17 protein-coding genes are annotated in these 18935 nt (G+C 72.9%); 7 read left to right on the forward strand and 10 right to left on the reverse strand.

What is annotated here, in order from left to right; all coding sequences use genetic code 11:
* Positions 1 to 134: 134 nt before the first annotated feature.
* The 5 genes from M4D82_RS24575 to M4D82_RS24595 all read left to right on the forward strand — a co-directional run bounded on the left by M4D82_RS24575 (position 135) and on the right by M4D82_RS24595 (position 6353).
* Positions 135 to 689, forward strand: a complete 555-nt coding sequence (locus tag M4D82_RS24575) for an HPP family protein (RefSeq protein WP_249768090.1) — start codon at positions 135 to 137, stop codon at positions 687 to 689.
* Positions 690 to 833: 144 nt separating this feature from the next.
* Positions 834 to 1763, forward strand: a complete 930-nt coding sequence (locus M4D82_RS24580; protein ID WP_249768091.1) for a S1 family peptidase — start codon at positions 834 to 836, stop codon at positions 1761 to 1763.
* Between the two features lie 197 nt (positions 1764 to 1960).
* Positions 1961 to 3076: a recombinase RecA gene (gene recA, locus M4D82_RS24585; RefSeq protein WP_249768092.1), complete on the forward strand. Its 1116-nt coding sequence runs from the start codon at positions 1961 to 1963 to the stop codon at positions 3074 to 3076.
* A gap of 4 nt (positions 3077 to 3080) precedes the next feature.
* The gene (gene recX / locus M4D82_RS24590; RefSeq protein ID WP_249768093.1) at positions 3081 to 3641 is read left to right on the forward strand and encodes a recombination regulator RecX; all 561 of its coding nucleotides are present in this window, start codon (positions 3081 to 3083) and stop codon (positions 3639 to 3641) included.
* 114 nt (positions 3642 to 3755) lie between these two features.
* Entirely contained in the window at positions 3756 to 6353 is a 2598-nt protein-coding gene (locus tag M4D82_RS24595; RefSeq protein ID WP_249768094.1) for an ABC transporter permease, read from the forward strand.
* 69 nt (positions 6354 to 6422) lie between these two features.
* Here the strand turns inward: M4D82_RS24595 and M4D82_RS24600 are convergent, their stop codons facing one another.
* The 8 genes from M4D82_RS24600 to M4D82_RS24630 form a co-directional block, all read right to left on the reverse strand.
* A complete protein-coding gene (locus tag M4D82_RS24600; protein WP_249768095.1) occupies positions 6423 to 6857 on the reverse strand; it encodes a rhodanese-like domain-containing protein in 435 nt (144 codons plus the stop codon).
* Positions 6854 to 7414 carry a cupin domain-containing protein gene (locus M4D82_RS24605; RefSeq protein ID WP_249768096.1) on the reverse strand — a complete coding sequence of 187 codons (561 nt, stop codon included), beginning with the start codon at positions 7412 to 7414 and terminating at the stop codon, positions 6854 to 6856. Before M4D82_RS24605 ends, M4D82_RS24600 begins: the two co-directional genes overlap by 4 nt.
* A gap of 76 nt (positions 7415 to 7490) precedes the next feature.
* A complete protein-coding gene (locus M4D82_RS34385; protein ID WP_311318651.1) occupies positions 7491 to 7577 on the reverse strand; it encodes a putative leader peptide in 87 nt (28 codons plus the stop codon).
* 32 nt (positions 7578 to 7609) lie between these two features.
* Positions 7610 to 9208, reverse strand: a complete 1599-nt coding sequence (locus tag M4D82_RS24610) for an FAD-dependent monooxygenase (RefSeq protein WP_249768097.1) — start codon at positions 9206 to 9208, stop codon at positions 7610 to 7612.
* A gap of 204 nt (positions 9209 to 9412) precedes the next feature.
* Positions 9413 to 10300, reverse strand: coding sequence for an amino acid ABC transporter permease (locus M4D82_RS24615; RefSeq protein ID WP_249768098.1), 888 nt, complete (start codon positions 10298 to 10300; stop codon positions 9413 to 9415).
* On the reverse strand, positions 10297 to 10971 hold the full coding sequence (locus tag M4D82_RS24620; protein WP_249768099.1) for an amino acid ABC transporter permease: 675 nt from the start codon (positions 10969 to 10971) through the stop codon (positions 10297 to 10299). Before M4D82_RS24620 ends, M4D82_RS24615 begins: the two co-directional genes overlap by 4 nt.
* A gap of 83 nt (positions 10972 to 11054) precedes the next feature.
* Positions 11055 to 11909 (reverse strand): glutamate ABC transporter substrate-binding protein, encoded by an 855-nt coding sequence (locus M4D82_RS24625; RefSeq protein ID WP_249768100.1) that lies wholly within the window; start codon positions 11907 to 11909, stop codon positions 11055 to 11057.
* Positions 11910 to 12007: 98 nt separating this feature from the next.
* On the reverse strand, positions 12008 to 12793 hold the full coding sequence (locus M4D82_RS24630; protein ID WP_283844503.1) for an amino acid ABC transporter ATP-binding protein: 786 nt from the start codon (positions 12791 to 12793) through the stop codon (positions 12008 to 12010).
* Positions 12794 to 13143: 350 nt separating this feature from the next.
* Between M4D82_RS24630 and M4D82_RS24635 the strand changes: the two genes are divergently transcribed.
* Together M4D82_RS24635 and M4D82_RS24640 are read left to right on the forward strand one after the other, a co-directional pair.
* Positions 13144 to 13875 carry a response regulator transcription factor gene (locus M4D82_RS24635; RefSeq protein WP_249768101.1) on the forward strand — a complete coding sequence of 244 codons (732 nt, stop codon included), beginning with the start codon at positions 13144 to 13146 and terminating at the stop codon, positions 13873 to 13875.
* 12 nt (positions 13876 to 13887) lie between these two features.
* Entirely contained in the window at positions 13888 to 15306 is a 1419-nt protein-coding gene (locus M4D82_RS24640) for a sensor histidine kinase (RefSeq protein ID WP_249768102.1), read from the forward strand.
* 7 nt (positions 15307 to 15313) lie between these two features.
* On the opposite strand, the gene M4D82_RS24645 is transcribed toward M4D82_RS24640, so the two are convergent.
* Positions 15314 to 17443 (reverse strand): endo-beta-N-acetylglucosaminidase, encoded by a 2130-nt coding sequence (locus M4D82_RS24645; RefSeq protein WP_249768103.1) that lies wholly within the window; start codon positions 17441 to 17443, stop codon positions 15314 to 15316.
* A 9-nt stretch (positions 17444 to 17452) separates the two neighbouring features.
* A complete protein-coding gene (locus M4D82_RS24650; RefSeq protein ID WP_249768104.1) occupies positions 17453 to 18724 on the reverse strand; it encodes a glycoside hydrolase 5 family protein in 1272 nt (423 codons plus the stop codon).
* Positions 18725 to 18935: the final 211 nt, after the last annotated feature.

An 18935-nucleotide genomic window follows, 5' to 3' on the forward strand; every position in this document is an offset into this window, starting at 1 on the left:
ACCCTAGGTTGACACTAGGTAGGGCGTCAACCCTCGGTTGTCAGGTGGTGTGGCGCCGCCGTGGCTTCGAAGGCCTTGGCGTGTAGGGCCGACGTATAGGTCCGGTATGCGGGGGCGGCGTAGATCTGGCCGTCATGAGTGTGGATACGCGTACCCGTCGGATCGGCGGGGAGCCCGGTCGCGCCGCCCTGCGGGCCTTAGCGGGGCGGGCGCCCGCGCCGGCGTCCCCCGCGCGGACGGCCGCCCTGCACAGCGGAGGGGTGGCGGCGGTCGCGCTGCTGACGCTCGTGGGCATCGGCGCGCTGCTGCGCGAGCCGGTGCTGATCCCGCCGATCGCGGCGAGCGCGGCGATCGTCTACGGGGTCCCCGCGCTCCCGCTGGCCCAGCCGCGCAGCGTCGTCGCCGGGCACCTGCTGTGCGCGGCGGTCGGCTATCTCGGGCTCGCGCTGCTGGGGCGGGCGCCGTGGGTGGCCGCGCTGGCGGCGGGCGTCGCGGTGGGGGTCATGACCCTGGCCCGGACCCCGCATTCGCCGGCTGCGGCGACCACGGTGGTGGTGGTCCTCCAGGCGCCGGATCCGGTGCGGTTCGTGCCGCTGTTGGCCGGGGCGGCGATGCTGCTGGTACTGGCCGGGATGGCCGCGTCGAGGGCGCGGCGGGGGGCGGTGCGCTATCCCGCGTACTGGTGGTGACCCCGTGGACCTGGGGTGTTCGGGCCAGGGCCGGGCCACAACTCCCCATGCCCTCTTGTGAGTTGGATTCCCCGGGCCAACAATGCGCATGACAACCGAAGGATCTTCGGTCGCCTCGTCATGTCATCGGAGGGGAACCCCCACATGAACAAGCCTCTCGCCGGCGTCGTGCTCTCCCTGCTCCTGACCGGAGTCGCGGCAGCGCCGGCCGTGGCCGCCGCCCCGCAGGACACGGACCGTGCCGGCACCGCGACGGTCGACTCCGCACCCCCCGCGACCGCCTCGGCCGCCGCCTGGCCCGCCACGGCCGCCGCCTCGCCCGCCGACACCGCCTCGCCCGCCGCCGTCACCTACGCGGGGACGGTCGCGCTCAGCAACTGCTCCGGCTCCGTCGTCCGCGCCCCGGGCTCCCAGCCGAACGACCCCGCGCTCGTCCTGTCCAACGGGCACTGCCTGGAGACCGGCTTCCCCGCCGCCGGCCAGGTCATCGTCAACCGCGCCTCCAGTCGCACGTTCTCGCTGCTCAACGCGGCCGGCTCGAAGGTCGCGACGCTGCGGGCGAGCAAGATCGCGTACGGGACGATGACGGACACGGACGTCTCCCTCTACCAGCTCACCACGACCTACGCGCAGATCCAGAGCCAGTACGGCATCAGCGCGCTCACGCTGAACGACGTCCGCCCGACGCAGGGTTCGGCCATCAAGGTGGTGTCCGGGTACTGGAAGCGGACGTACAGCTGCAACATCGACGGCTTCGCCTACCTCCTCAAGGAAGGCGCCTGGACCTGGAAGGACTCCGTCCGCTACACCTCGTCCTGCAACACCATCGGCGGCACCTCGGGCTCGCCCGTGATCGACACGACGACCGGCAAGGTGGTCGCCGTCAACAACACGGGCAACGAGGCCGGCGGGCGCTGCACGGACAACAATCCGTGCGAGGTCGACCAGAACGGCACCGTGACCGTGCGCAGGGGCATCAACTACGCCCAGCAGACCTACACCCTCGTCCCCTGCATCGGACCCGGCAGCCAGCTGGACCTGAACCGCCCCGGCTGCGCGGTGCCGAAGCCGTAACGGCGCGGTCGTACCCCCCTTCCCTCCGCCCGGTGACCACGGTCGCCGGGCGGAGGTGTGTCCGGCTTGACACGGAAATCGAACATCCATTCTGATGAGTTATCCACAGCCGAAACGGGCGTGGGAGCGCATTGTCAGTGGCAGGCGTTAGCGTCAATGGCGTGAAGCGATCGACTCAAGCAAACCGGGTGGAACCCATGGCAGGCACCGACCGCGAGAAGGCTCTCGACGCCGCGCTCGCACAGATTGAACGGCAATTCGGCAAGGGCGCCGTCATGCGCCTGGGTGACAAGCCGAACGACCCCATCGACGTCATCCCCACCGGGTCGACGGCGCTGGACATCGCCCTCGGCGTCGGCGGCCTGCCGCGCGGCCGTGTGGTGGAGGTGTACGGCCCGGAGTCCTCCGGTAAGACGACCCTGACCCTGCACGCCGTGGCCAACGCGCAGAAGGCCGGCGGCACCGTCGCCTTCGTGGACGCCGAGCACGCGCTCGACCCCGAGTACGCCAAGGCCCTCGGCGTCGACACCGACAACCTCATCCTGTCCCAGCCGGACACCGGCGAGCAGGCGCTTGAGATCGTCGACATGCTGGTCCGCTCCGGCGCGCTCGACCTGATCGTCATCGACTCCGTCGCGGCGCTCGTACCGCGCGCGGAGATCGAGGGTGAGATGGGCGACTCGCACGTGGGTCTCCAGGCCCGTCTGATGAGCCAGGCGCTCCGCAAGATCACCGGTGCGCTGAACCAGTCCAAGACCACCGCGATCTTCATCAACCAGCTCCGCGAGAAGATCGGTGTGATGTTCGGCTCGCCCGAGACCACGACCGGTGGCCGCGCGCTGAAGTTCTACGCCTCGGTGCGCATCGACATCCGCCGCATCGAAACCCTCAAGGACGGCACGGAGGCGGTCGGCAACCGCACCCGCTGCAAGGTCGTGAAGAACAAGGTCGCGCCGCCGTTCAAGCAGGCCGAGTTCGACATCCTCTACGGCCAGGGCATCAGCCGCGAGGGCGGCCTGATCGACATGGGCGTGGAGCACGGCTTCATCCGCAAGGCCGGCGCCTGGTACACGTACGAGGGCGACCAGCTCGGCCAGGGCAAGGAGAACGCCCGCAACTTCCTGAAGGACAACCCCGACCTCGCCAACGAGATCGAGCGGAAGATCAAGGAGAAGCTGGGCGTCGGCGTGCGCAAGGACGCCGCGGCCGAGGAGACGGCCGCCGCCCCGGCGGACGGCGCCGCCGCCGCGGCCGTACCCGCCCCCGCGTCGAAGGCCAAGACGCCGGCCAAGGCCGCCGTCGCCAAGAGCTGACCCGGTGCGGGAGCAGGAGAGGGGCGGCGCGGGCGGCCGGGAGGGCCGTCAGGAACTGCCGCCCCAGAGTCCCGAGGAGCAGGCGCGGGCGATCTGTCTGCGCCTGCTCACCGGGATGCCCCGTACGCGGCGCCAGCTCGCGGACGCCCTCGCGAAGCGGGGCATCCCCGACGAGGTGGCGGAGGAGGTCCTCTCCCGGTACGAGGAGGTGGGCCTGATCGACGACGCCGCCTTCGCCGGGGCCTGGGTCGAGTCCCGGCACCGGGGCCGGGGCCTGGCCCGCCGAGCCCTCGCCCAGGAGCTGCGGACCAAGGGGGTGCACACCACCCTCGTCCAGGAGGCGCTGGAGCAGCTGGACTCCGATCAGGAGGAGCAGACCGCGCGGGAGCTCGTGGAGCGCAAGCTCCGGGCCACCCGGGGGCTGGAGCGGGACAAGCGGATCCGGCGCCTCGCCGGGATGCTCGCCCGCAAGGGGTACCCGGAGGGCATGGCCCTGCGGGTGGTGCGCCGCGCCCTGGAGGCGGAGGGCGAGGACGCGGACGACCTGGGGTACCCGGCGGGCTGACCCCGCCCGGCGGGGGCGGGGCGGGACCCCGGGCCGGGGGTGGGGGTAGCACCCGGGTAGGGACGCCGGGGCGCTCCAATGTCACGGAGCGGGCCCGGCGGCAGAGTTGCCCGCATGATGCTGCGTTACGCCCTGCAGACCGTCAGGGACCGCAAGGCCGGTTTCCTCGGAGCCTTCGTCGCGCTCCTGTGCGCGGCCGCTCTGGTCACCGCCTGCGGCACCCTCCTGGAGACCGGACTCCGCGGGAAGATCGCCACCGAACGCTACGCGGCCACGCCGGTCGTCGTCTCCGCCGACCAGAACGTCCACCAGACCACGGTCAAGGAGAAGAAGGGCAAGACCAAGACGAAGCACAAGGCCAAGCCCGTCGCCGAGCGGGCCTGGCTGCCGGCCGCCGCTGTGGACACCGTCCGGGCCGTCCCCGGAGCCGGGCAGGTCGTGCCCGAGCTGACGTTCCGGGCCGCGGCGATGATCCCGGGCGCGGGCGCCGGTACGCCCTCGTACGGGCACGCCTGGACCTCCGCCGTCCTCACCCCCTTCACCCTCGTCGAGGGCGCGGCGCCCCGCGGCGGCGACGAGGTCGTCATCGACCGGGCCCTCGCCGCCCGAGCGGGGCTGAAGGCCGGAAGCCGGCTGACGATCCAGGCCACCGGCGAGCCGAAGACGTACACGGTGAGCGGCATCGCCCGCACCGCGCGGGGCGACCTCGCCCACCAGAGCGCGCTCTTCTTCAGCGATGCCGAGGCCGAGCGGCTCGCCGCCCGCGCCGGGCAGGTCGCCGCGATCGGCGTGGTCCCCGCGCCCGGCGTGGACCCGGCGACACTCGCCGGACGGATCGGCCAGGCGCTGAAGGACACCGAGGTGAAGGGCGGCGAGCCGAAGGGCACCGCCGGGACCCGCTCCGGCGGGCAGGCCGCGGTGGTCAGTACCGGGGACGAGCGGGGGCCCGTCGAGTTCCTCGACGCGGCCGGTGCCCGCATCAGGCTGGTGTCGATGGGAGGTGCCATGGGCGGCACCTCCCTGCTGGTCGCGGTCCTCGTGGTCGTCGGCACCTTCGCCCTGTCCGTCCAGCAGCGCCACCGCGAACTGGCCCTGCTGCGCGCCGTCGCCGCCACCCCGAAGCAGGTCCGCCGGCTCATCGGGCGGGAGGCGCTCATCGTCGGTCTGGCCGCCGGGATCGCCGGAGCCCTCGCCGGACTGCCGCTCGCCTCCTGGTTGCACGGCCGCTTCGTCGCCGGCGGGGTCGTCCCCGCCACGCTGGAACCCACCGCCGGGATCTTCCCGATGTTCGCCGCCGTCGCGGCGAGCCTGCTCGGCGCCTGGGCCGCGGCGCGGATCACCGGTCGGCGCGTCGCCCGCATCCGCCCCGCCGAAGCGCTGGCCGAGGCCGCCGTGGACCGGGGGCGGCCCGCGTGGATCCGGACGCTGACGGGGCTGCTCCTGCTGGCGGGCGGGGCGGTGCTGGTCGTCGTACTCGCCTCCCTGCGCACCGAACCGGCCTCGACCCCCGTGACCTTCCTGGCCGTGGTGGTGCCGGCGGGCGCCGTCTCGCTGCTCGGCCCGCTGCTGGTCCGAGCCGCCGCCGCGCTGCTCGCCGGACCGCTGCGATTGGCGGGCGCCGGCGGTCACCTGGCCGGCGCGAACCTGCGCGGCAACGCGACCCGCATGGCCTCCGCCGTCACCCCGCTCGCCCTGCTGATCGGGATGACCTGCACGGTGCTGTTCATCACCCCGACCCTCGGGGACGCCGCCCGGGTCCAGGCCCGCGAGGGCGTACGGGCGCCGTGGGTGCTGGCCGCGCAGGGCCCCGGGGTCAGCGCCGGGGCCGCCGACCGGATCCGCCGTACGCCCGGTGTCACGGCGGCCACCGAGATCGTGCGGACCTCCGTCCGGGTCGGCCTCACCAAGTACGCCGCGCAGGGTGTGACCCCGACCGGCCTCACCCGCACCTGGGACCCCGGCGTCGTCCGCGGCAGCCTCGACGGCTTCGGCGAGGGCAGCGCGGCGGTCAGCGAACTGGCCGCCGACCAGCTGGGGTTGAAGCCGGGCAGTCCGCTGGACCTGACGCTCGGCGACGGAACGCCGGTCACCCTCACGGTGTCCGCCGTGTACGCGCGGGGGCTGGGCTTCGGTGACCTGACGCTGCCTCACGGGCTGGTCGCCGCGCACGTCGACAACCCGTCGGCCGACAACGTACTCGTGGCGGCGGAGCCGGGGATCGGACGGCAGGCGCTGACCGAGGCCGTACGGGGCTTCCCCGGCGTCGCGGTGCTGTCGGCGGCGGACGCCGACGCGGCGCGGGCGGATCGGCAGGCCGCCGGGGCGGAGATCAACCTGCTGGCGATGGGCCTGGTGCTGGCGTTCACCGCCATCGCGGTGGTCAACACCCTGGCTATGTCGACCGCCGAGCGGCTGCGGGAGTTCGCGATGCTGCGGCTGGCCGGGGCGAAGCGACGTCAGGTGCGGGGGATGCTGCGCGCGGAGACGCTGGCCGTGCTGCTCATCGGGGCGGTGCTGGGGTCGGGGATCGCGCTGACCGTGCTGACCGCGTTCAGCGTGGGCATGACGGGCTCGGCGGCGCCGGTGGTACTGCCGCTCGTGTACGGGGTGGTGGTGGGCGGGGCCGGGCTGTTGGCCCTGGCCGCGACGGCCCTGCCGGGGCGCGTCGCGCTGCGGGTGCCGCCGGTGGAGGTGGCGATGTCCAAGGCGTAGCCGGGCCGGAGGGTCGGCGCAGGGCGGGCGGGGACCACGGGCCTCCGCCCGCCCTGTCGGGCTCAGGGGCTATGGGTTGTTGTCGGTGGGCGCGGTGGACGTGGTGGACGTGGTGGGCGTCGTGGTCGGGAGGGCGGCTCGTTTCCAGGCCTGGAAGCCGCCCGTGAGGTCCGTCGCGTGGCGCAGGCCCAGGGTGTGGAGGGAGGCCGCCGCCAAGGTGGAGGCGTAGCCCTCGTCGCAGATCACCACCACCCGCAGGTCGTGGTGCGTGGCCTCGGGGATGCGGTGCGAGCCGCGGGGATCGAGGCGCCACTCCAGCTCGTTGCGCTCGATGACCACCGCGCCCGGGATGAGACCGTCGCGCTCCCGCAGCGCCTGGTAGCGGATGTCGACCAGCAGGGCCCCGCGCAGGAAGGCCTCGTACGCCTCGTGGGGTTCGATGCGGGTGTAGCCCTCGCGGATCCGTTCCAGCAGTTCGTCGATGCCGACGCCGGCGGCGCTCACTGCCAGTCCGCCGGGCGCTCGACGTGCTCCAGGGTGAGGACCGGGCCGCTGCGGCCGAAACGGCGCATGAGGGGGAGCGGCGGGTAGTACGCGTGCACGGAGATCGCGTGCTCGGCGGGGGACTCGTTGAGGACCTCGTGGACGTGGTGTTCGCCGAAGGCGCGGCCGCTGCCCGCGCCGAGGCCGCGCGTACGGTCGACGTCGGGGGCCAGTTCCAGGGACTGCCAGCCTTCCGAGGGAAGGCGTACGGCCAGCGAGCGTTCGGTGAGCCGGCCGCGCGCGGTGGCGAACGCGCCGCGCGATTCGGCGTGGTCGTGCCAGCCGGTGCCGGTACCGGGCGGCCAGCCGATCAGCCAGGCCTCGCTGCCGCCGGGACCGTCCAGCCGGATCCAGGTGCGGCCCTCGGGGTCGAGGGGCAGGGAGTCCACGAGGGCGGGGTCGGCGGCGGTGCGCAGGGCGAAGTCGAGGAGTTCCGTCGCCGTGGGGGCCGTGGTGACTGTGGGGGCGTGTGTCGGGGCAGGGGCGTGCGGGGCGTGCGTCGATGCGGGCGCAGACATGGAGTTGACCGTCCTGGGGTTCGCGAAGGTGCGCGCGGGCCCGGAAGGGGCGCGGGGCGCGCGGAGGGAAGGCGAATCAGCAGGAAGGGCGACACACGCAGCCCGCGTAGCGGAGCAGGTCCATATGGACCCTCCGCCACAGGCGTACGTCGTTGCCGGTCATGTCGGTGAGTGAAGCACGAGTCACGATGAGCGTCAATCGATCACCGCTGTGGGCGTGGTGGAGGGCGTGGCCGCCGCATCGGGTGCGCCGGCCGGGTCGGGTGCGCCGGCCCGGACCGCGTCCGCCGCCTCGTAGAGTTCCGCCGGCCGTACCCCGGCGAAGGTGGCGGCCAGATGCCCGTCGGGCCGTACGAGGAGCACGGTGTGTGCGGGGGCCCCCGGGTAGTCGTCGGCCACCAGCAGCTCGGCGGGGACCGGCAGGGCGGTGACCGCCGCCGCGAGCCGGGGCATCAGCCCGGCGCCCATCCAGTGCCGCCGGTCCCACACGCCGGTGCCCGGGGCGACGAGCAGCACCAGCAGCCGGCCCCGGCCCAGCAGGTCGCGCAGCGGAACCGTGGATCCGTCGGGCGCCGTCACGGGGACGTTCGCCACCGGCCCGCCCGGCGCCGTGGCCGTCGGGACCTCGCGTACGGCGACCGGCGGCGCGTACACCGGCTCGGCGCCGAGCGGCCCCCGCCCGAGGTGCCCGTCGGTGAGCAGGGCCTCGGCGGAACGGGCCGACCCGGGCAGCAGCGTGCGCAGGCCGGTGCCGCCGCGCAGGGCGGGCATGGCCTGGTCGGCGGCGCGCAGCCGGGCGGCCACGGCGGTGCGGCGTTCGTCCTCGTAGCTGTCGAGCAGGGCTTCCGAGGCACCTTGGTGTCGGTCCAGGGCCAGCTTCCAGGCGAGGTTCTCCGCGTCGCGCAGTCCCTCCTCGACGCCCTGGGTGCCGAGCGCGCCCAGCAGGTGCGCGGCGTCCCCGGCGAGGAAGACCCGGCCGTCGCGCCAGCGCCGGGCGAGGCGGTGGTGCAGGGTGTGTACGCCGGTGTCGATGAGGTCGTACGGGGGCGTGGTGCCGCCGCACCACCCCGCCAGGGTGTCGCGGATGAGCGTGACGAGCGCGTCGGGGGTGACGAGGTCCCCGCGCGCCGGCAGCAGCCAGTCCAGGCGCCACACCCCGTCGGGGAGCGGCCGGGCGGTGATCTCCGACGGGCCCGAGGGCGGGTTGCGGTGCAGCAACGCCTCGCCGGGCCACGGCAGTTCGGCGCGCAGGGCGGCCACGGCGTGGCGTTCCACGGCGGTCCGGCCCGGGAAGCGGATGCCGAGGAGCTTGCGCACGGTGGAGCGGGCCCCGTCGCAGCCGACCAGGTGGCTGCCGCGCCACCAGGTGCCGGCGGAGCCCCGGGTGCGCGCGGTGACGCCGCGCCCGTCCTGCTCCAGGGAGTCCAGCTTGCAGTCGGTGACCAGCCGGACCAGCGGGTTCGCGGCGGCGGCGTCGCGCAGCCCGCGCGTGAGGGCGTGCTGCGGCAGGTGCAGCGGCGCGGGCCGGTCCTCGAAGGTGACGCGGCCCGTCTCCTGGCGACGCCTCAGGGTGCGCCAGGCGGCGTAGGGCGCGCCCTCGTCGCGCGGGGTCGTGCAGCCGAGCCGGTGGGCCATGGCCGCCGTGTCGGCGTGCAGGACGACGGAACGGGCGGGCCGGGGCTCCTCCTTGCCGGGCCCCTCGTCGAGCAGGACGCTGGGCACGCCGTGGCCGGCCAGGGCGAGGGCCATGGACAGCCCGACGGGACCCGCGCCGACGACGATCACCGGGTCCATGATGCGGCTCCCGATGTCCGGTATGTGATCACAGAACGTATGCAACCCACTGAAGGTGCCCGCGTCAAGTGACCCCCGGTCCGTCCAACGCCGTGTGGTGCGGCGGATGAGTTCCGCCGCACCACAGGTGTCACGCCAGTGTACTGACCGTGCGTCAGGCCCTCCGCCGTGGGGGAGCCGTGTCCGCGGGGTCTCAGGCCGGGATCAAGGAGCCTTGCCCACGCCGACCGCGCCGCCCGCGTCGACCTCGGCCACATCGCCGGCGACGACCGCGCCCGTGCCCTTCTTCGACTTCCTCAGCCGGCCCTCCATCCAGGAGGCGAAGGTGGTGAGGGCGAAGTTCACGAGCACGTACAGCAGGGCGATCACGACCAGTGTCGGGATGGTGTTGCTGTAGTTCGCCGAGATCTGCCGGTTCATCGACAGCAGGTCGCCGTACCCGAGCAGGGCACCCGCCAGGGCCGTGTCCTTGAGGATCACGACGAGCTGGCTGACCAGGGCGGGGAGCATGGCGGTGACGGCCTGCGGGATCAGGACGTAGACCATGGTCTGGCCCTTGCGCATACCGATCGCCTTCGCCGCGTCGGTCTGCCCGCGGGGCAGCGACTCGATGCCGGCCCGGACGATCTCGGCGATGACGGAGGCGTTGTAGAGGACCAGGCCGGTGATCGCCGCGTACAGCGGGCGGATGTCCGAACTGACCGCACCGACGAACAGGGCGCTGCCGAACACCATCAGGATCAGGACCGGGATCGCGCGGAAGAACTCCACGACCACGCCGACCGGTATCCGCACCCAGGCGTGGTCGGACAGGCGTCCCATGCCGAAGAGCGCGCCGAGCGGGAGGGCGATCACCATGGCGATGAGGCCCGCCTTGAGGGTCTCCCCGAGGCCCGGCAGCAGGAAGGTCGTCCAGATGTTGGCGTCCTCGACGAACGGGGTCCACTTGTCCGCGTCGAGCTGGTTCTTCTCCGCCATCTTGGCCAGCACCCACCAGAGGCCCAGGCCGAGGACGACCAGGAACACCGCGGTGTAGAGCAGGTTGCGCGCCTTGGCCTTGGGGCCCGGCGCGTCGTACAGCACGGAGGTCATCGCTTCACCGCCACTCGCTTGGCCACCCAGCCCAGGAGCAGGCCGGTCGGCAGGGTCAGCAGGACGAAGCCGAGGGCGATGACCCCGAAGACGGCGTAGAGCGCGTCCGCTTCGTTCTCGATCATTTCCTTCATCAGCAGGGCCGCTTCGGCCACACCGATGGCCGCCGCCACCGTCGTGTTCTTGGTGAGGGCGATGAGGACGTTGGCCAGCGGTGCGATGACCGCCCGGAACGCCTGGGGCAGCACGATCAGGGTGAGCACCTGGAAGAAGCTCAGTCCGAGCGCACGGGCCGCCTCCGCCTGGCCGACCGGCACCGTGTTGATGCCGGAGCGGATCGCTTCGCACACGAAGGTGCCGGTGTACGCCGCGAGGCCCAGGACCGCGAGCCGGAAGCCGATCTCCTTGAAGGTGCTGCCGCCGAGCGCGATGCCCAGCGTCTGGTTCAGGCCCAGCGAGCAGCCGATGATCAGCACGGTGAGCGGGATGTTGCGCACGATGTTGACGTACGCGGTGCCGAACCCCCGCATCAGCGGGACCGGGCTGACCCGCATCCCGGCCAGGGCGAGGCCCCAGACCAGTGCCCCGGCCGCCGAGTAGAGGGTGAGCTGAACCGTCACCCAGAAGGCTCCGAGCAGGTCGTACTGCCCGGAAGTAAGAAAGTCGAACACGTTGCCCTGCGCTCTCCCCAGGATGGCCGGTGAGGCGCGCCGCCGCCCGTCACAGGCGGGCGGCGACGCCCCTCACCGATGAATCAGCTGCCTTCGGTGATCTGCGGGGCAGGCTCGGCCTTGTAGCCGGCGGGACCGAGGTTCGCGTCCACCGCCTTCTGCCAGGAACCGTCCTCGACCATCTTCTTGAGGGCGGCGTTGACCTTCGTCTGGAGGTCCTTGTCGCCCTTCTTGAGGCCGATGCCGTAGGGCTCGTCGCTCAGCTTCAGGCCGGTCAGCTTGAACTTGCCCTTGTTCTTCTCCTGCGCGGCGTAACCCGCGAGGATCGAGTTGTCCGTGGTCAGCGCGTCGATGGACTTGTTCTCCAGGCCCGTCAGGCACTCGGAGTAGCCGGGAAGCTGCTGCAGGTCGGCCTCGGGGGCCAGCTTGGTCTTGATGTTCTGCGCCGAGGTGGAGCCGGTGACGGAGCAGAGCTTCTTCTTGTTGAGGTCCTCGGCCTTGGTGATCGAGGTGTCGTCGGCGCGGACCAGCAGGTCCTGGTGGGCCAGGAAGTACGGGCCGGCGAAGTCGACCTTCGCCTTGCGCTTGTCGTTGATCGTGTACGTCGCGACGACCAGCTTCACGTCACCGTTGGAGATCAGGTTCTCGCGCTCGGCGCTGACGGCCTGCTTGAACTCGATCTGGTCCGGCTGGTAGCCGAGCTCCTTGGCGACGTACGTCGCGACGTCGACGTCGAAGCCCGTGTACTTGCCCTCCGGGGTCTTCAGGCCCAGACCCGGCTGGTCGAACTTGATGCCGATGACGATCTTGTCCTTCGCGCCGCCGGACGGGCCCGCGTCACTGCCGGCGGAGCTGTCCTTCGAGCCGCCGCAGGCGGTCGCGGTCAGGGAGAGGACGACGGCCGCGGCGACGGCCGCACCGGCCTTGAAAACCTTCATGGTGAACTTCCCTCGGGTGAGACGTTGTTGAGCGACGAGCGGGGCCCGTCGCGCGCGACGGCGTGCTCTGTCGACCGGATCACTACCAGACGAGAGCGTCAGTGGTGCAGGATCTTCGACAGGAAGTCCTTGGCACGGTCACTGCGCGGGTTGCTGAAGAACTGCTCGGGCGTGGCCTGTTCGACGATCTTCCCGTCGGCCATGAAGACGACCCGGTTCGCCGCCGAACGGGCGAAGCCCATCTCGTGCGTGACGACGACCATCGTCATGCCCTCCGAGGCGAGCTGCTGCATGACCTCCAGCACCTCGTTGATCATCTCCGGGTCCAGCGCCGAGGTGGGCTCGTCGAAGAGCATCACCTTCGGGTCCATCGCCAGCGCGCGGGCGATCGCCACGCGCTGCTGCTGGCCTCCGGACAGCTGCGCCGGGTACTTGTCGGCCTGCGAGCCGACCCCCACCCGGTCCAGCAGCGACTTCGCCTTCTCCATGGCCGCCGCCTGGTCCGTCTTGCGGACCTTCAGCTGACCCAGCATGACGTTCTGCAGCACCGTCTTGTGCGCGAACAGGTTGAAGGACTGGAAGACCATGCCCACGTCGGCGCGCAGCCGGGCCAGTTCCCTGCCCTCCGAGGGGAGCGCCTTCCCGTCGACCGTGATGGTCCCCGAGTCGATCGTCTCCAGCCTGTTGATCGTCCGGCACAGCGTGGACTTGCCCGATCCCGAAGGACCGATCACCACGACGACCTCACCGCGGGCAATGCTCAGATCGATGTCCTGAAGCACGTGCAGCGCGCCGAAGTGCTTGTTGACGTTGCTCAGTACGACCAGGCCGTCCGCGGCACCGGCCGCGTCCTGCACGTCCTTGGTCACTGATACTCCGCTCATCGGCTTCTTGCTCCGTCCTCCGTCGGTTGGGAGGAATGTAGTGACGAGATCCGCACACCGTCACCACATCTGAGGGAGAATTGAGCATAACGATACGGCCTCGACCCGATACGCTCCGTGCGCGGTCCCCGGCTGGTGCACGATGTACGCGTACCGGGTGCGTAACGGATGACTCGCCGGGCCGGAACCCCCCTTGACGTGGCACTCTCCATGGGCGTGGATGCAGGGTGGCCCGTGGTGGGCCGCGTTCCGTGGGCTCTGCCCACCTCCCGGTGCCGCGAAACAGTCCGGCGCCGGGAAAATCCGGCGCCGGGAATCGGGAAATCAGGAAAACAGGAAAGGGGACCGCCGTGAGACTGCTGCTCGTCGAGGACGACGACCACGTCGCCGCCGCGTTGTCCGCGATCCTCGCGCGGCACGGCTTCCGGGTGACGCACGCCCGCAGCGGCGAGGAAGCCCTCCAGGCGCTACTGCCGGCCGACGCCCCGCCCCACGTCTCCCCCTACGGGGTGATCCTGCTCGACCTCGGTCTGCCCGACCAGGACGGCTACGAGGTCTGCGGCAAGATCCGCAAGCGCACCAGCACGCCCGTCATCATGGTCACGGCCCGCGGCGACGTCCGTTCGCGCATCCACGGCCTGAACATGGGCGCCGACGACTACGTCGTCAAGCCCTACGACACCGGCGAACTCCTCGCCCGCATCCACGCCGTCGCCCGGCGCACCGGACCCGCGCCCGAGGAGGCCGGCGGCCCCGGCTCCGGCAACGGCGCCACCGCCCCGGCCCTCGTGCGCCTCGGCCCCGTCAGCATCGAACTGCCCACCCGCCGCGTCAGCGTGCACGGCAAGGACGTCCAGCTCACCCGCAAGGAGTTCGACCTGCTGGCCCTGCTCGCCCAGCGGCCCGGCGTCGTCTTCCGCCGCGAACAGATCATCAGCGAGGTCTGGCGCACCAGCTGGGAGGGCACCGGCCGCACCCTTGAGGTGCACGTCGCCTCCCTGCGCTCCAAGCTGGGCATGCCCGCCCTCATCGAGACCGTCCGCGGGGTGGGCTACCGGCTCGTCACCCCGGCCGCGCCCTAGCGGGGAGCCGTCGTGCGCGCCCGGCTGCTCCCGCTCCTCGTCATCCTCATGGCCGGGGTCCTGCTCGCGCTGGGCTTCCCGCTCGCCGTCAGCCTGGCGTCCGCGCAACAGCAGCGGGTCGTCGTCGACCGGATCGACGACAGCGCCCGCTTCGCCGCCCTCGCCCAGTTCGTCATCGACGCAGAGGGCTCCGGCTCCACCGGCGCCGACGAACGCCGCGCCACCCTCCAGCTCGAACTGGCCCGCTACCAGGAGCTGTACGGCATCCGCGTAGGCATCTTCGGCCGCGACGAGAACGCCATGGCGCGCGCCCCCGGCTGGTGGCAGCTCCCCGAATCCGGCGAAGGCCGCCGCTCCTACGAGGAAGCCCTCGCCGGCCGGCGCAGCCACGACCCCGGCCAGGTGTGGCCCTGGCAGACCCACGGCCGGCTCCTCGTCGCCTCCCCGGTCGTCCTCGACGGCGACGTCGTGGCCGTCGTCGCCACCGAGTCACCCACCGACCAGATGCGCGGCCGCATCCTGCGCGGCTGGTTGATCATCGCCGGCGGTCTCGCGGCCGCCATGCTGCTCGCCTTCGGCGCCGCGCTGCGGCTCACCAGCTGGGTCCTCAAGCCCGTACGCACCCTCGACGCGGCCGCCCACGGCATCGCCACCGGCCGGATGAACTCCCGCGTCGCGGCCGCCGGCGGTCCCCCGGAACTACGGCGCCTGGCCCGCTCGTTCAACGAGATGGCCGACAACGTCGAAGAAGTCCTCGAACAGCAGCGGGCGTTCGTCGCGGACGCCTCGCACCAACTGCGCAACCCGCTCGCCGCGCTGCTCCTGCGGATCGAGCTGCTCGCCCTCGAACTGCCCGAGGGCAACGAGGAGATCGCCTCGGTGCGCACCGAGGGCAAACGCCTCGCCCAGGTCCTCGACGACCTCCTGGACCTGGCGCTGGCCGAGCACGCCTCCGCCGAGATCAGCCTCACCGACATCGGCGCGCTCGCCGCCGAACGGGTCGCCGCCTGGCGGCCTTACGCCGAGGAGAAGGGCGTACGGCTCACCGAGGCGGGCCGCTCCGCCGTCACCGGCTGGGCGGACCCCATCGCCCTGTCCAGCGCCCTCGACGCCGTCATCGACAACGCCCTGAAGTTCACCCCCGCCGGAGAGGAGGTCGAGGTCTCCGTGTCGGCGGCCGGGCGCAGCGCGCTCGTCGTCGTCGCCGACCGCGGACCCGGCCTGACCGAGGAGGAACTCCAGCGGGTCGGCGACCGTTTCTGGCGTAGCGGACGCCACCAGAACATCAAGGGCTCCGGGCTCGGTCTGTCGATCTCCCGCGCCCTGCTCGCCGCCGGCGGCGGGTCCCTCTCCTACGAGACGAACCCGCCGCACGGGCTGCGCGTCACCGTGGCCGTGCCCCGCACCGACCCACAGGGCGATACGGCTTAGTCAGGCGTTACCACGCGAGTGTGGTGCGGGCCGGCGTGGAGGCGGCGTAGACCTCGTCGACGGCCCGTAGCTCGAAGCGCGCCGCCCGTTCCCGGCCCGCGCGGGGTACGGAGGGCACGTGGAGGGCCGTGCCGCAGGTGCCGCCGAGGAAGCGGCGGGTGCCGTCGGGCAGGACGCGGTGGAGCTCGTAGTGGCGCACCGGGCCGGGCGCGCGGTCCCACGAGAGGCGCAGCTCGGCTTCCTCGCCCCGCCGGGCGGAGGCGTCCACCCACAGGTGCGGGGGCGGGGCCGGGCGCCGGGCGGCGGTGGTGTCGCGTACCGTCAGGGCCCCGAGCCGCCAGGACACCGGCCTCTTCCCGGGCGCGGTGATCCGTACGGCCAGGGCGTACGCCGTCCTCCCGGCCAGCGGTGCGAGGGGGATCCGGGAGGTCCGCCAGCCCTGCCCGGCGCCCGCCGGCGGCGCCACGAGCCATGTGTACGGGATCGGCTCGCCCGACGCGGGCGCCTCGCGGGTGGCGACGCCGAGCTCGACGGACACCGGGCCCGAGTCCGGCCCGAGGCGGTGGACCAGCTCCGCGACGCAGGCGCCGGTCAGCGCCAGCCGCGTCGCGTGCAGCCCGACGGTGGCGGGGGCGCTCAGGGCGCCCGAGACGAGCAGGCTGGAACCCCCGCGCCAGGCGTCCGCGAAGTCCAGGGTGACCTCGGGGCGCGGCCCGGCCGTCTCCACCGCCCAGCGGCGGCCCGGGAGCCGGTCCTGGAGCCCCAGGTGGTTCCAGGGCGCCTCGGAGGCGACCCGACCGTCGGCGTACCAGCGCAGCCCGTGGCCCGTGTTGAACGAACAGGCGAAGGGCGGCCCGGTGACGGTGGACCGGTCGGCCACCACCGTCGCCGGCGCGCGCCAACCCGTCTCCGGCGCCGGGCGGGCCGGGTCGAGCGACTCGCCCGTCCACAGGCGGTCGTCGGCGCGGTGGAAGGCCCCGGGGGAGCGGTCGGTGAGGTGATCGCGGGTCCACTCGGGCCGGTAGAAGCCCAGGCTGACGACGTGCTCGCGCCCGCGCGGCACGATCGCGTCCCAGCGGACCGGCGCGTTCCAGCCGGCGGACTCCAGGTCGACGGCCGCCCACAGCTCGTGCCGGGAACGGCCCAGCCGCTCGGCGAGCGCGCCGGACGCGGCGAGGGTCTGCGCCGTCCAGCGGAAGTCCACGAACATCGTGTCGGCGACCGTGCCCGTCCGGTCCTCGAAGAACTCCTGGTTGAGCGCGTTCAGCGCGCCCTGCCAGCCGACCCGTCCGGTGGTGTTCATGGCGTCGTACCAGGTGACGCGCAGCCCGTACGGTGCCCCCAGCGCGCGCAGCGCCTTCAGGAACTCCCGCATGGACGAAGCCAGTTCGCTGTCGCCGCCGTCCGTCTCGGCGTTGACGAACCAGCCGTCGAAGCCGTACGTCCGCGCCACCTCGACCAGCCGCTCGGCGAGCGGGAAGCCACCCGCCGGATCCCGCTGCACCAACTCCCGGGTCCAGCGCAGGTCACCGCCGTAGGCGACGGGCGGCAGGAAGACGTTGCCGAGCACGGGGACGCCGTTGCGGTGCGCGGCGTCGACCACCGGAGCGTTCGGCGCGAGGATGATGCCCTCGCCGGAGGAACCGCCCCAGAACACCAGCTCGTCGAGGTACGCCCAGTGCGTGAGCGCGTAGTGGTCGGCGGTCGCCGAGCCCTGCGAGGGGTTGGACGCGGTCGGCCCGAAGGAGACGAGCGCCGCGATACGGGCCCGGCCCGCGCGGGCGTCGCGGTTCGGCGGGACGGGCGTGAAGCGCGGGGCCAGTGGCACGGTCGCGGTGTTGTGGGCCAGGTCCGGATCCGTGTGCGGGCTCCACGCCTTCAGCGAGCGCCACACGATGCCCGGTCCGGGCTCGCCCGCCGGCAGCGAGTCCGGGAACCAGTAGGAGGCGTACGGGGCGAGGCCGGCCGGCGGCGGCGTCGCCGTGGTGGCGGCCGAGGCGGGTACGGGCGGCAGCAGGGCCGCCCCCGCCCCCGCGAGCCCCGCGACCCCGGCGGCCAGCACCGCGCGCCGGGCGGGACGGGACAAGGAGGGCGGGGCGGGCGTACGCGGATCGTCGCCGGCGCCGGTCTCGGACATGCGGGCTCCTCACGCGGGGGGTCGGGTGACGTCGTGCACGCGCAGCACCTCGGTGATGCCGCGCGCGGACAGGTGGGCCGGATCCCCGGCCAGCTCCTCCAGGACCACGGCCGGCCGCGCACCCCGCTGCGTCAGTGCCGCCCAGGCCTCGAAGAAGGCGCCGCCCGGAGCGCACACCGACCGCCCCGGGGCCTCCTCGGCCCCGCCCACGTCGAGGGCGAGCGCGGTGGACCGTACGGCCGGGCGGTGCTCACGACCCCGCCGGGCGGCGGCGATCCGGGCGAGGGCGGCTCCGGCGGGCTTGACCCGGCGGTCGTTGGTGAGCAGGCCGAGCCCGTACTCCAACTCGGGGAAGTCCGCCAGCTCGCGGGACACGTCGTGCGAGCACCACCACGTCACCCCCCACAGGTCGGCGCAGTCCAGCGCGTTCGCCACGGTCGCCTCGGTGAACCGCGCCGCGTGCGCGGGCCCGATCAGCGGCGCGGGCGCCCCGACCTCCTGGAGCCACACCGGCCGGTGCGGATCCGTCGCCCAGGCCTTGGACAGCTCGACCAGGTACGCGGCGTGGTGCTCGGTGGCCGTTCCGGCGTGGCCGTGGCGCTGCGCCGTGCCGTTGAACACCCAGGAGTGCACGGCGGTGGCGGCGCCGAGCCGCGCGGCCTGGGCGGGGGTGAAGGGATGATCGTCCCGGTACCAGGCGGCGTCGTACTCGGCGTGTACGTGCGGCCGGCCCGGGGCGCCCTTCTCGCAGGCGGCGAGCATCCGCTCCAACCAGCGGGCGGCGCCGGCCGAGCAGACGCGGTCGGGGTCGGGGTGGGGCGGCCCGGAGAACTGGTTGATCTCGTTGCCGACGGTCATCCCGAGGAAGTGGGGCCGGTCGGCGAGGGCGGCGGCCAGCGTGCGCAGGTACTCCTCCTGCGCGGCCACCACGTCCGGATCGGTGTACAGGTGGCGCCGGTGCCAGGTCGTCGTCCACGACGGCAGGAAGTCGAAGCTCGACAGGTGCCCCTGGAGCCCGTCCACGGCCACGTCGAGACCGCGTTCGCCGGCCGCGTCGGCGAGCGCGACCAACTGCTCGACGGCGCGCGGCCGGATCAGGGTGCGGTTGGGCTGGAACACCGGCCACAGCGGGAACACCCGGACGTGATCGAGACCGAGTGCGGCGATCGAATCGAGATCGGCCCGCACCTCGTCGAGGTCGAAGTCCAACCAATGGTGGAACCAGCCCCGGGTCGGGGTGTAATTCACGCCGAAACGCGGGGTGCGGGCGGCACGGTCCATGAAAGGTCCTGGAGTTCAGGGGAATTCACCGGGTGCCCACAAGCTGCGCGCCCGCGCCGAAGAAGTCAACAGGGCCTCGCGCGCCGCGACTTATGCGCTTCAGCCCTGTTGACACACGGGTCCCCCCTGGCCAGGCTGGGCGAACTAATGCGGTTTAGCTCCGCCCGGTCGACCAGGACGTGAACCGAAAAGGCCAGGGTGTGACGGAAAA

This window comes from Streptomyces sp. RerS4 (genome assembly GCF_023515955.1).
Classification (GTDB): domain Bacteria; phylum Actinomycetota; class Actinomycetes; order Streptomycetales; family Streptomycetaceae; genus Streptomyces.

Excerpts from the sequence above, each read along its gene's own strand:
- M4D82_RS24575 (WP_249768090.1), top strand. The coding sequence starts at position 135 with ATGAGTGTGGATACGCGTACCCGTCGGATCGGCGGGGAGCCCGGTCGC.
- M4D82_RS24580 (WP_249768091.1), top strand. The coding sequence starts at position 834 with ATGAACAAGCCTCTCGCCGGCGTCGTGCTCTCCCTGCTCCTGACCGGA.
- recA (WP_249768092.1), top strand. The coding sequence starts at position 1,961 with ATGGCAGGCACCGACCGCGAGAAGGCTCTCGACGCCGCGCTCGCACAG.
- M4D82_RS24595 (WP_249768094.1), top strand. The coding sequence starts at position 3,756 with ATGATGCTGCGTTACGCCCTGCAGACCGTCAGGGACCGCAAGGCCGGT.
- M4D82_RS24605 (WP_249768096.1), bottom strand. The coding sequence starts at position 7,414 with ATGTCTGCGCCCGCATCGACGCACGCCCCGCACGCCCCTGCCCCGACA.
- M4D82_RS34385 (WP_311318651.1), bottom strand. The coding sequence starts at position 7,577 with ATGACCGGCAACGACGTACGCCTGTGGCGGAGGGTCCATATGGACCTG.
- M4D82_RS24610 (WP_249768097.1), bottom strand. The coding sequence starts at position 9,208 with ATGGACCCGGTGATCGTCGTCGGCGCGGGTCCCGTCGGGCTGTCCATG.
- M4D82_RS24615 (WP_249768098.1), bottom strand. The coding sequence starts at position 10,300 with ATGACCTCCGTGCTGTACGACGCGCCGGGCCCCAAGGCCAAGGCGCGC.
- M4D82_RS24625 (WP_249768100.1), bottom strand. The coding sequence starts at position 11,909 with ATGAAGGTTTTCAAGGCCGGTGCGGCCGTCGCCGCGGCCGTCGTCCTC.
- M4D82_RS24630 (WP_283844503.1), bottom strand. The coding sequence starts at position 12,793 with ATGAGCGGAGTATCAGTGACCAAGGACGTGCAGGACGCGGCCGGTGCC.
- M4D82_RS24645 (WP_249768103.1), bottom strand. The coding sequence starts at position 17,443 with ATGTCCGAGACCGGCGCCGGCGACGATCCGCGTACGCCCGCCCCGCCC.
- M4D82_RS24650 (WP_249768104.1), bottom strand. The coding sequence starts at position 18,724 with ATGGACCGTGCCGCCCGCACCCCGCGTTTCGGCGTGAATTACACCCCG.